This is a genomic window from Acinetobacter sp. 22512, assembly GCF_052044755.1.
GTDB lineage: Bacteria > Pseudomonadota > Gammaproteobacteria > Pseudomonadales > Moraxellaceae > Acinetobacter > Acinetobacter pittii.
The window spans coordinates 37558-51357 of the sequence record NZ_JBQENP010000004.1; the positions used below are offsets into that span (position 1 = coordinate 37558).

Here is a 13800-nt window from a genome sequence, read left to right on the forward strand (position 1 = left end):
TAGTATTTTATGATAGTTAATAATATTTGATTAAATGAGTATCTATTTATCTTAATATTTTAGAATAACTTAATAATATTTAAAATTTCATGGTGGAAAAATGGTACAAGTATCATTAATGGCAAATAATGCTTCAAAAAATAATACAGTTGATATTAATGTAGGCCAGACAAAAAATATTGTAGTAAATCCTAAAGAAGTCGCAAAAATCGATATAAATCCAGAAAAAATTTCTTCAATAACAAGAGAAGGAAACAGTGCAATTGTTCATCTAAAAGATGGAACTGAAATTGTTTTAGAAAACTATTTTATTAACGAAAACCCGCAAATTCTTTTAAATGAAGGGCAGAGTTATTGGACTGCTAATCTGGGAGAAGATGCTAGCGGACAGACCACTGTTAATTATTTAGAATTAAAAGATACGCCAAAGCTTATTGATAGTTCATCTTCTGTACCCCTCTGGTCGTGGGTAGTCAGCGCTTTAGCAGGAGCAGGAACAATTGCTTTATTGTCTCGGAACGATTCTAAAGATACGACGCCTCCTGAGCCAGGTACTTTGAATTTCAATAATTTTTTAGATTCTGGGGGGGCGACAACCGACCAGATTACTCAAGATAAAAACTTTAATTTAAAGCTTGAAGGACAGGAAAGTGGAAGCCGAGTAACATATTTGGTCTCTACCGATGAAGGAAAAACTTGGCAAGAGACAACGGTCGCTCAAAAAGATTTAGTGGATGGAAGTTATCTTTACAAAGCTGTAGTAACCGACGTTGCAGGCAACATATCTGAAACCAGTGTGCAAAAAGTCGTTGTGGATACAACAGCGCCGCAAGCAGGTGAACTGACTTTAGCTGCTTTGACTGATACGGGCATTTCAGCAACTGATCAAATTACGCAAGATAAAGCTTTTGATTTAAAGATTAGCGGACAAGAAGTAAATAGCCAAATTACTTACTGGATATCGAAAGATGAAGGAAAGACATGGCAGGAAACGACAGTAAATCAAAAAGATTTGGCTGATGGTATTTATCAATTTAAAGCTGTAGTAACCGACGTTGCAGGCAACATATCTGAAACCAGTGTGCAAAAAGTCGTTGTGGATACAACAGCGCCGCAAGCAGGTGAACTGACTTTAGCTGCTTTGACTGATACGGGCATTTCAGCAACTGATCAAATTACGCAAGATAAAGCTTTTGATTTAAAGATTAGCGGACAAGAAGTAAATAGCCAAATTACTTACTGGATATCGAAAGATGAAGGAAAGACATGGCAGGAAACAACAGTAGCTCAAAAAGATTTAACCGATGGTGTTTACCAATATAAAGCTATAGTTACAGACGTTGCAGGCAATACATCAGAAACCGCTATACAAAAAGTTGTTGTCGATACAACAGCACCACAAGTAGGTGAACTGACTTTATCTGATTTAAGTGATACAGGTGTTTCGGCAACTGATCAAATTACACAAGATAAAACTTTTGATTTAAAAATTAGTGGACAAGAAGTCAATAGCCAAATTACTTACTGGATATCGAAAGATGAAGGAAAGACATGGCAGGAAACAACAGTAGCTCAAAAAGATTTAACCGATGGTGTTTACCAATATAAAGCTATAGTTACAGACGTTGCAGGCAATACATCAGAAACCGCTATACAAAAAGTTGTTGTCGATACAAGAGCGCCGCAAGCAGGTGAATTAACTTTATCTGATTTAAGCGATACGGGTGTTTCAGCAACAGATCAAATTACGCAAGATAATAATTTTACTTTGAAGCTAGCTCAACCGATTGTAATCGGAGAGCAAGCTGCTTTATTAGACCACTATGAAGTCTCTACCGATGAAGGAAAAACTTGGCAGGAGACAACAGCTGATCAAAAAGATTTAGCTGATGGAAGTTACCTCTATAAAGCTGTAGTGACAGACCTCGCAGGTAACACATCAGAAACTGGTGTGGAAAAGGTAATTATAGATAATTCTTTAAATATTGAATCAACTACAGTAACTGTAAAGTCGATTACTGAAGACAATATAATAAGTTTAGTTGAAAAAGATCAAGTTATTTCTATAAGACTGGACGTAGATAATCTACCAACAGACTTAAATAGCTCACTGACCTCAGTAAATACGACATTAAACAATGTTGTTTATAACTTTCATTTTGATGAAGTTACCCAAGAGTGGGTTACTGAAATTCCAGCAGAGTTTTTGTGGTCAGAAGAATCGCAAACCAATATATCAACTGATATTAGTCTTACTGATCAAGCTGGCAATACAGCTATTATTAAACAGACCCAAAATTATAATGTAGATCATACTCCAAATTCGCCAACTCTAGATTCACTAACTTTCAATAATATAGATGGAGCTATCATTTCAGGTAGCGCATATAAAGGAAGTAAAGTTGATATCTACAATAAAAATGGTGATTGGCTTGCAACTACAATAGCTAATGAGGAGGGTAAATTTACTTTACAAGACCTTTCTATTAGTACTAATCAAGAAATTTATGCGGTCGCTACTTATAATGGATACAGCAGTGAAAATTCGTCAATTAACCTAGTTACTGAAGTTCCTGCTATTAGTATTACAAGAATTAGTCCAGAAGGTGTGATCACTGGTTATGCGACCGAAGGCAGTCATTTTATAGTAAAAGATCAGAATGGAAATATTCTACAAGAGTTTAACTCCATTGCATTTGAGGGTTCAGGTATTACGCCTTTTAGTGTAATGGCATTAGGTGAGGTCAGACCATTTACTTTGACCCTCAACCAACCTTTAGAGGAAGGTACTCAAATTATTATCTCTACAGATAAAGATAATATTTCAGGCCATCCACAATATATTACCGCAGACTATATTCCAGCAGTATTTTTAGAAACTCCACAATTTGATATTAGTGGTGAAACTTTATCAGTACATGTTAATGAGCCGAACAGCTTTATTCGTGCATTTTCTGGAGAGGGCAATTTAATTGCTACAGGTTTTACCGATGAACAAGGCTTTGCAAGTTTACAGGTATTCCAATTTTTAAAAGAAGGTGAGTCGGTTACCGTACAAGTAGTAGATAAAAATCAAAATACGAGTGAAGCCCTAATCGAAGTTCCAAACTTTGCTTATATTCCATATGTTGAACGTATTACACAAGAAGGCTTAATTTCTGGGTTTGCTGAAGATAATAGTACAGTAATCGTGCGTGATGCTGACGGTAATGAATTAGGAAAGGTTATATTAGGTGATGACAATAGTTGGAATGAATTTAGTCATTTTAGCTTGAGTGTAAACCGACCTTTAATTGATGGAGAGCAAATTTCCGTTCAAATTATTGATAATAAAGGGTTGATGAGTCCTGAGCAGAATATCATTGTAGATCTGACTCCTCCACCTGTTCCAACAGATTTAAATTTCAATGATGCTGGTGATTTAGTTTATGGCCATGCAGAACCTTTCTCTGAAATTTTAGTTAAAGATGGGCAAGGAAACATTCTTAATAAATGGTTCTGGAATAACTGGACTGATGAGAGTGGAAGTTTTTCGATAGAACTAGGTATGTTTTTAACTAATGCTGAGACGGTTTATGTCACGGCTACCGATGTGAATGGAAATGTAAGTTTAGCAGCGCAGATACAGGCGCCTAATTATGCTTTTGCCCCCCATGTAGATAGCTTTACTTCGGACGGAGTGATAAGTGGACAAGCTGAAAATAATAGTACTCTTATTGTTAAAGATGCCAAAGGTGAAGTCGTAGCTGAAATTAAAGTCGGTGAAGATAACGGTTGGAATGGATCAAGTTATTTTAAACTCCAGCTTGACCGCCTTCTTGTTAATGGTGAGCAGTTGTTCTTATCAATTAAGGATGCTCGTGGGCAAGTAAGCACCGATACTGTAATTACCGCTGATACGGTTGCTCCTACACCAGCCAGCAATTTAGTTTTCTCAGAAGATGGTTCATATCTTACAGGCGTAGCAGAACTGAATACTACGATTCAGGTTTTTGATCATAATGGTCAGCTCGTGAATATATGGAATAACACCATAAACTCAGATGGTACATTTACTATTTTCTTAGGTAGCAATAATTTACATGGAGAGGCATTCACGGTCACAGTTAAAGACCAAGCTGGAAATGTGAGTGAAGCTGTTTCAATAAATGCTCCACTTGATGATATTGCACCGGATCCAATTAAAAATATTTTACTTGATGCAAACGGTCAAAACTTTACAGCACAAGCAGAAGCAAATAGTCAGATTGAAGTTTTTGATTCATTAGGTAATCAGACGGGTTGGGGCTCTACAGATAGTGCTGGTAATGTCTCAGGCTTTTTCAATCAAATCTATTTACATGGTGAAGAGCTTACTTTTGTTGTCATAGATCGAGTTGGTAACCGTAGTATCGAATTTAAGCAAAATGCTTTAATTGATACCATTGCACCAAATCCGATTGCAAATATCATCTTCAACGAAGATGGCCAAAGCTTTACAGCTCAGGCAGAAGCTGGAAGCTCTATTGAAATATTAGATCAGGCTGGAAATAAGATTACTACTAGTTATACCGATAGCTTAGGTAATGTATTTGGTTATTTCCCGCAAGTTTACTTACATGGTGAGGAACTTACTTTTGTTGTAGTTGACCGAGCGGGTAACCGTAGTGCAGAGGTCAAGCAGAGTGCTTTAACTGATGATATCGCACCAAATCCGATTGAAAATATTGTATTAGATATCAATGGACAGAGCTTTACAGCTCAGGCTGAAGCAAATAGTCAGATTGAAATTAAAAATACCAATGGTGACATTATTGGTTATGGATCAGCAGATAGCACAGGCAATGTTTCTGGTTACTTGTATCAGGTCTATTTACATGGCGAAGAGCTTACTTTTGTTGTCGTTGACCGAGCGGGTAACCGTAGTACAGAAGTTAAGCAGAATGCCTTGATTGATAATATTGCTCCAAATCCGATTGAAAATATTGTATTCGACTCAAACGGTCAAAACTTTACGGCGCAAGCAGAAGCAAACACTCAAATTGAAGTCAAAAATGCTGCAGGTGAGGTCATAGGTTCAGGTTATGTAGATGGCGCTGGTAATGTGTCAGGTTATTTATATCAAGTCTATTTACATGGAGAAGAACTTACTTTTGTTGTCGTTGACCGAGCTGGTAACCGTAGTGCAGAGATCAAGCAAAACGCTTTAACTGATGATATTGCACCAAATTCAATTGAAAATATTGTACTTGATGCGAACGGACAGAACTTTACAGCTCAGGCAGAAGCAAACACTCAAATTGAAGTCAAAAATGCTGCTGGTGAAGTCATAGGATCTGGTTCAACCGATAGCATGGGTAATGCTTCTGGTTACTTCTATCAGGTCTATTTACATGGTGAAGAACTCACTTTTGTTGTAGTTGACAAAGCGGGGAACCGCAGTACAGAGGTCAAGCAGAATGCCTTGATTGATGACATTGCTCCGAACGTGATTGAAAACATTATCTTTAATGAAAATGGTCAAAACTTTACAGCGCAAGCAGAAGCAAATAGCAAAGTTGAAGTTAAAAATACTGTGGGTGAGGTTGTAGGTTTTGGTTATGTGGATGGTGATGGTAATGTCTCGGGTTACTTGAATCAAGTTTATTTAAAAGGTGAGGAGCTCACTTTTGTTGTGATTGATCAAGCTGGTAATCGTAGTGTTGAAGTAAAACAAACAGCCTTTCTTGATAATACGGCACCAGAAAATGCGACTAATTTAGTATTTAGCGAAGATGGTTCATATCTAACTGGTATGGCTGAGCCCAATTCTACGATTCAAATAATTGATCAGAATGGTCAATTATTAAATCTTTGGAATAATAATGTTAATTGGGATGGAACATTTAACCTCTATTTAAATAGTAACTACATGCATGGAGAAGTATTTAAAGTAGTTGTAGTTGATCAGGCTGGTAATTTGAGTGACGGGGTTACTGTAAAAGCACCGCTTGATGATATTGCTCCTGTAGCTGCAAGTAATCTTACATTCAATGAAGATGGTTCGTCCCTTTCTGGTGTGGCTGAGCCGAATACCTTCATCCAGATTTTTGACCAAAATGGTCAGCAAGTGAATACCTGGAATCAGAGTGTAAACGCTGATGGTACATTCAACATTTCTCTAGGTAACTACAATTTACATGGTGAAGAATTTACAGTCATTGTTAAAGACCTTGCTGGAAATGTGAGTGAAGCTGTTTCAGTTAAGGCGCCGCTTGATGATATTGCCCCAAATCCGATTAAAAATATTGTACTTAATGCGAACGGTCAAAACTTTACAGCACAAGCGGAAGCAAATAGTCAGATTGAAATTTTTGACTCATTTGGTAGCCAGATAGGTTGGGGCTCTACCGACAGCACTGGTAATGTGACGGGTTACTTCTATCAAGTGTATTTACATGGAGAAGAATTAACGTTCGTTGTTATAGACCGAGTAGGTAACCGTAGTGATGAAATGAAGTTAAATGCTTTGATGGATACCATTGCACCAAAGCCGATTGAAAACATCATCTTTAATGAAAATGGACAAAATTTTACAGCACAAGCAGAAGCTAATAGTTTTATTGGTGTCAAAAATGCTGCTGGTGAGTTTGTCGGTTATGGTTATGTCGATAGCACTGGTAATGTGTCAGGTTACTTGAATCAAGTTTATTTAAAAGGTGAGGAACTCACTTTTATTGTTATAGATAAAGCAGGTAATCAAAGTATTGAATTTAAGCAAAATGCTTTAACTGATGATATTGCACCGAATCCAATCGAAAATATTATATTTGATATCAATGGACAGAACTTTACAGCGCAAGCGGAAGCAGATAGTCGAATCGAAGTTAAAAATGCTGTTGGTGAGGTGGTAGGATCTGGTTCAACCGATAACATGGGTAATGTTTCTGGTTACTTCTATCAAGTGTATTTACATGGAGAGGAGCTTACTTTTGTTGTAGTTGATCGAGCTGGTAACCGCAGTACAGAGGTCAAGCAGAATGCCTTAATGGATGATATCTCGCCAAATCCGATTGAAAATATTGTGCTCGACTCAAACGGTCAAAACTTTACAGCGCAAGCAGAAGTAAATACTCGGATTGAAGTCAAAAATGCTACGGGTGAGGTTGTAGGTTATGGTTATGTAGATAGTACTGGTAACGTGTCAGGTTATTTTAATCAAGTGTATTTACATGGAGAAGAGCTTACATTTGTTGTAATTGATCAAGCAAGTAACCGAAGTATTGAGGTTAAACACAATGCTTTAATTGATGATGTTGCACCATCAGCTGCTTCACATATTACATTAACCTCAGACGGATTGCTTTTTGGTGAGGCTGAGCCAAATGCAACGATTGAAATTATTGATCAATATGGTGCAGTTATCATAACAACTGATGTTGGATATGGTGGGGTCTTTAATCAATGGATCAATTTGAGTCAATACCAGACACAAAATTTAAGTATTGTTGTCAAAGATAAAGCTGGTAACCGCAGTGAAGTTGTTCATGAAATAGTACCTTTATTTACCAACTCACCAATTGCTGCAACAGAGCTAAAATTGGATGTAAATGGCCATATTCTTACAGGTAAGGCGACAGCAGGAATGACGATTGTTGTCACATCTACTGATGGTCAGATCATTAATGGAGAATGGAGCAGTATAGTTAATGAAGATGGTAGTTTTGCTATTAAGTTAAATAGCTATTATCTACATGGACAGACGTTACTAATTCGAGTTTATGACCAGAATACATATCAATACAGCCCAATCACTGAACTTATTGCGCCATTAGACAATATTGCTCCAGTGATTAATGAGGTAGCGATTAGTAACGACGGTCATGAGATAACTGGACATGCTGATTCAAAAGTAATTATTAAAGTAATAGATGCGGATGGAGATTTACGAGCAGAATTTCAAATGGAGGAAGCTGGATATTTCAATGTTGGTATGTATCCACCTGTATTACGTGGAGAGCAATTATTTATCACGGCAACGGATTTAGCTAAAAATATAAGTACGCCATTTAATTTTACTTTTACTGCAGATACTAATGCACCACCATCAGCAGATCATGTTGTTTTATCTGAAAATGGTTTCTTCATTGAGGGAACTGCTACACCAAATAGTGAGATGCATATTTTTGATGTGTATAGTGATTATATTGGCGGTGGTTCTGTAGATGAAACTGGATATTTTAATATCCAGTTATACTCACCTCAGGTGAATGGACAAACTTTACGTGTTGTTGTGGAACATAATGGGTATCAAAGCGTTTATACAGAAATTAAGGCACCGATAGACATCGTTGCGCCAAATGCAGCAACACAACTTGTATTGGAAGAAGGAAATATACTTTCTGGGGAGGCTGAAGCATATTCAACTGTTAATATTTTCGATGCTAATAATAATTTAGTTGGTCAGACTACTGTGGGAAGTAGTGGTACTTTCTGGGTGCAATTATGGTCACAATATTGGCATGGTGAAACATTGACAGTAAAAGTAGTTGATGCCAATCAAAATATAAGTGTGGGCTCAACGATTGTTGCTACGAATGATACAACAGTACCGAATGTAGCCACACAACTTGCCATAAATGGATTGGGAGAGCTCACGGGACATGCAGAAAGTAGAGCTATCCTTGAAGTTATATATCATTTTGCTGATCAAGAATCTTCTGTAACTTCTGTAATAAGTACGACGGTTATGGTTGATGGAACTTTCTCTGTTTATATGTATGAGAATGCAACATCATTTGATCTTACTGTTATTGATCGTGCTGGAAATCGTAGTGAAACTATCAATAAAGCAATTAGTGATTTAACTACAATCACTGTTGATCAGTTTAAAGGTGATTCTGCTGATAATACTTATATAGTTGATCATATAATTGATTTTGTTCAAGAATATATTGTTGAGCCGTATGCAATATATAAAGATGTCTGGATTGATAATAGCTATACATATCCAGAATGGGTCACTGAAGGTCATTACGAACAGATATGGTTTGTTGATGGTTATTATGATTCCCAATTGGTCACAAGTGGTTATTCAACTGTACAAAATGTTTATCAAAATCAGAATGGTATAACTTATATTGATAATGGCATGGCAGATAGCGATTATGGTCGATATGAACAACAATATTATGATTTTGCGAATGGACAATGGCAAGAAGGTTATGAATTGACCTATATACGTTCAGAAGAAGGCTGGGTTGATACTAGTCATTATGAAGACGTTTATGTTGATACAAGTCATTATGAAGATGTTTGGGTAGATACTAGCCACTATCAAGATGTTTTCGTAGAAAGCGGTTATTGGGAGAACCAACTTGTTGAATCAGGCTATCGAGATGTTGATTTTGGTGGACACGATAAAATAATTAGCTCTGTGAGTTATAGTCTGATTGGATATTCTGATTGGTCGACAGGTCTAGAAAGTGGTCGTTATGTTGAAGACTTGGAGTTGGTTGGTTCTGCTCATCTAAATGCAACAGGCAATGCTTTAGATAATCTTTTAACAGGTAACTCTGGTAATAACGTTTTGAATGGGCGTGAAGGTAACGATACCTATATGACTAATGAAGGTACTGATTCCATACTGTTCCAATTGCTAAATAGCCAAGATGCGACTGGTGGGAATGGACATGATACGGTGTTAGATTTTACTTTAGGTGATGTAAGAACTGATACTCAAGCAGACAAAATCGATTTAAGTGAACTATTAATTGACTATTCTAAAGACGTGAGCACATTAGCGAAATTTATTACTGTAGAGCAAGATGCTGGAAACACGACTATTAGTCTTGACCGAGATGGTGAAGGTACAATGTTTAGTAGTGTTTCATTGATAACTTTAAATCAGGTAAATACAACATTAGATGAATTGTTAAATAACCAGCAACTCTTTGTTTAACATTAATATTTATCTTTATAAAAGAGGCTATGAAAATAGCCTCTTTTATTTTGTGCTTTAAATTTAATAAAAACTCTTCACAACTTGTTAAAAAATGACCAAAAAAGATAAGTTTTTTTTCATTTTCCCCTTGAAGCCTTTTTTTTCATCCCCACAAAAGTGACATCTAAATATTTTGTTATTGCTCTGGATTAAAGCAATAACGATTAATCAAAAAGACTTAGTCTGATGGAGTTAATTATGAGCAACATTCGTCCATTACATGATCGCGTTGTAATTCGTCGCGTAGAAGAAGAAACCAAAACTGCTGGTGGTATTTTACTTCCAGGTTCTGCTGCTGAAAAACCATCTCAAGGTGAAGTAATTGCAGTAGGTAATGGTCAAATCACTGAGAATGGCGTACGTGCTTTGGATGTTAAAGTTGGTGACAAAGTATTGTTTGGTACTTATGCAGGTACAACAGTGAAAGTAAGTGGTGAAGAACTCTTAATCATGAAAGAGTCAGACATTTTAGCTGTGTTGGAAGGCTAATCAATCCATAACTCAATTCATTATCAGATTCAGTATTTAAAAAGATTCGGAGTTTAATATGTCAGCTAAAGACGTAAAATTTGGTGATTCAGCGCGTTCAAAAATGATTGCAGGTGTAAACGTACTTGCAGATGCGGTTAAAGTGACTTTAGGCCCTAAAGGACGTAACGTTGTTATCGATCGTTCTTTCGGTGCTCCGCACATTACTAAAGACGGTGTAACTGTTGCTAAAGAAATTTCATTAAAAGACAAGTTTGAAAACATGGGTGCTCAACTTGTTCGTGAAGTTTCTAGCAAAACTAACGACATCGCTGGTGACGGTACGACAACTGCAACTGTACTTGCTCAAGCAATTTTAAATGAAGGGATCAAATCTGTAACTGCAGGTATGAACCCAATGGATTTAAAACGTGGTATTGATATCGCAGTAAAAACTGTAGTTGAAAATATCCGTTCAAATGCAAAACCAGCTGACGATTTCAAAGCGATCGAGCAAGTAGGTTCTATCTCTGCTAACTCTGATACTACTGTTGGTAAACTTATCGCTCAAGCGATGGAAAAAGTAGGTAAAGAAGGCGTAATTACTGTAGAAGAAGGTTCTGGCTTCGAAGACGCTTTAGACGTTGTAGAAGGTATGCAGTTTGACCGTGGTTATATCTCTCCGTACTTCGCAAACAAACAAGATACTTTAACTGCTGAACTTGAAAATCCGTTCATTCTTCTTGTTGACAAGAAAATCAGCAACATCCGTGAATTGATTTCTGTTTTAGAAGCAGTTGCAAAAACTGGTAAACCACTTCTTATCATCGCTGAAGATGTTGAAGGTGAAGCGCTTGCTACACTTGTTGTAAACAACATGCGCGGTATTATTAAAGTGTGTGCTGTTAAAGCTCCTGGTTTCGGTGACCGCCGTAAAGCAATGCTTCAAGATATCGCAATCTTGACTGGTGCAACTGTTATTTCTGAAGAAGTTGGTATGTCTTTAGAGCAAGCAACTCTTCAAGATTTGGGTACTGCGCACAAGATCACTGTGTCTAAAGAAAACACTGTTATTGTTGATGGTGCTGGTGATGCTGCTGGTATTGCTGAGCGTGTTCAACAAATCCGTGCTCAAATTGAAGAATCTACTTCAGAATATGACCGTGAAAAATTACAAGAACGCGTTGCTAAATTAGCAGGCGGTGTTGCTGTAATTAAAATCGGTGCAGCGACTGAAGTTGAAATGAAAGAGAAGAAAGACCGTGTAGATGACGCGCTTCATGCAACTCGTGCAGCAGTTGAAGAAGGTGTTGTTGCTGGTGGTGGTGTTGCTCTAGTACGTGCGGTTAATGCATTAGATGGCTTAAAAGGCGCTAATGAAGACCAAACAGCAGGTATCAACATTTTACGTCGTGCGATCGAAGCTCCACTTCGTCAAATCGTTGCAAACGCTGGTGATGAGCCATCTGTAGTGATCAATGCAGTTAAAGGTGGTGAAGGTAACTTTGGTTACAACGCTGCAACTGGTGAATATGGCGATATGTTAGAAATGGGTATCCTTGACCCAGCTAAAGTAACTCGCTCTGCACTTGAGCATGCAGCTTCTGTTGCTGGCTTAATGTTAACTACAGAATGTATGATTACTGACATTCCTGAAGATAAACCAGCTGTTCCAGATATGGGCGGTATGGGTGGTATGGGCGGCATGATGTAATAACGCATCAACGCTTTAACCAAAAAAATCCCTGCTTATGCAGGGATTTTTTTATTTTTCACGTAATTTTAAGAAATAATTAAGTTCCATTATTTATATTAAAAACAGGAACAGCAGCTAGAAGTTCCTCTTTTGTTACAACCATGCTTATTTACTTGTAGGCATGGTTTTTTTTAACCTAATAAAATAATTAACCATGTAATAGCAATGATAGAGAGTGCAACAAATTGGGCAGCACTTCCCATATCTTTTGCATTTTTAGAAAGCTGATGTTTTTCAAGTGAGACTCGGTCAACCACAGCCTCAATAGCAGAGTTGAATAGCTCAACGATCATTGCAAAAAGACATACAATAATCAGTAATACATGTTCACTACGGCTCACATCAAGAAAAAAACTAGCCGGAATCAAAATAATATTAATCAAAACAATTTGACGAAAAGCTGCCTCATTTTTATAGGCTGCTTTAAATCCTGAAATAGAGTAGCCCGTTGCATTTAATATGCGCTTAAGACCGCTTTTACCCTTATAGGGAGAATAGCTATTCATATACTTATATTTCTGACACTTTTCATGCATTATATAATTTGGGTCTTAAAAAATTATTAAATCTTTTTTAAAGATTTCGACTTTATAACTCAATAGAGAAGAAAAGATGAAAAAATTATGTGTAGCGTTGGGCCTTGCAATTGGAAGTATCCATGCAAGTTATGCTGAGCCAACAGCAACCCCGCAAGTACCAGGATATTATCACCATCAATTTGGAAACTATCGTGTAACCTCATTGCTTGATGGTACGATTTATTTAAATCCTGATTTATTCAAAAACTTAAATCAGGCCCAGAAAACTAAAATCTTAACGAAATATGCTGCTGTTAATGAAAAAGGGATTCAAACCTCGGTAAATGCATTTTTAGTTGATGATGGAAAAAGCTTAACGCTTGTAGACAGTGGTGCAGCAAGTTGTTTTGGCCCGCAACTGGGCTCGATTGCAAAAAATATTGAATTGGCAGGTTATAAGCTTGCTGATGTAAAAAATGTTTTACTTACTCATCTACACCCAGACCATGTGTGTGGTATTGCTCAAAATGGAAAAGCTGTATTTCCAAATGCAACTGTATATGCACATGAGCGTGAAGCTGATTACTGGTTAAATCCAGCTTCTGAAAAAACAGTGCCAGCAGACAAAAAAGAAAATTATTTGGGCACTGTTAAAAACGTAAAAACTGCTCTTGCTCCATACCAAGTAAAAAAAGCATTCAAGACATTTAAAGATGGCGACGTCATTCAAGGTTTTGAGGTAATCGATACTCGTGGTCATACACCAGGTCATCATAGCTTCCGCTTAAAAAGTAATGATCAGCAAATCATTTTTGTTGGAGACATTGTCCACTCACATTCATTGCAATTTGATGCTCCAAAAACTGGGGTAGATTTTGATGTGAATTCTGAGCAGGCAATTAATACCCGTCTAAAAATGTTTGCTGAAATTTCAAATAACCAACAATGGGTTGCCGCACCACATTTACCATTTCCGGGCATTGGCCATGTTTATAAAGTAAATGCTGAGCAATATCAGTGGATCCCACTTTATTTTGATAATGTTGTAGAGAAATAAAAAAACAGGGCATTTATTGCCCTGTTTTTTTATTAAAAAC

The 13800-nt window shown here is 37.0% G+C and carries 5 protein-coding genes; 4 read left to right on the forward strand and 1 reads right to left on the reverse strand.

All coding sequences use genetic code 11. The features are described 5' to 3' along the window. The first annotated feature begins 100 nt into the window (after positions 1-100). The 3 genes from blp1 to groL all read left to right on the forward strand — a co-directional run bounded on the left by blp1 (position 101) and on the right by groL (position 12143). Entirely contained in the window at positions 101-9919 is a 9819-nt protein-coding gene (blp1, locus tag ACTJJG_RS05905; protein WP_440608915.1) for a biofilm-associated Ig-like repeat protein Blp1, read from the forward strand. Between the two features lie 240 nt (positions 9920-10159). Then, on the forward strand, positions 10160-10450 hold the full coding sequence (locus ACTJJG_RS05910; protein WP_002120604.1) for a co-chaperone GroES: 291 nt from the start codon (positions 10160-10162) through the stop codon (positions 10448-10450). 58 nt (positions 10451-10508) lie between these two features. Further along, positions 10509-12143, forward strand: coding sequence for a chaperonin GroEL (gene groL / locus ACTJJG_RS05915; RefSeq protein WP_002120607.1), 1635 nt, complete (start codon positions 10509-10511; stop codon positions 12141-12143). Positions 12144-12316: 173 nt separating this feature from the next. On the opposite strand, the gene ACTJJG_RS05920 is transcribed toward groL, so the two are convergent. Continuing rightward, entirely contained in the window at positions 12317-12691 is a 375-nt protein-coding gene (locus ACTJJG_RS05920) for a diacylglycerol kinase (RefSeq protein ID WP_032057438.1), read from the reverse strand. Positions 12692-12797: 106 nt separating this feature from the next. On the opposite strand from ACTJJG_RS05920, the gene ACTJJG_RS05925 reads away from it, so the two are divergent. Further along, the gene (locus ACTJJG_RS05925) at positions 12798-13760 is read left to right on the forward strand and encodes an MBL fold metallo-hydrolase (RefSeq protein ID WP_032057440.1); all 963 of its coding nucleotides are present in this window, start codon (positions 12798-12800) and stop codon (positions 13758-13760) included. The last annotated feature ends 40 nt before the right edge of the window (positions 13761-13800 follow it).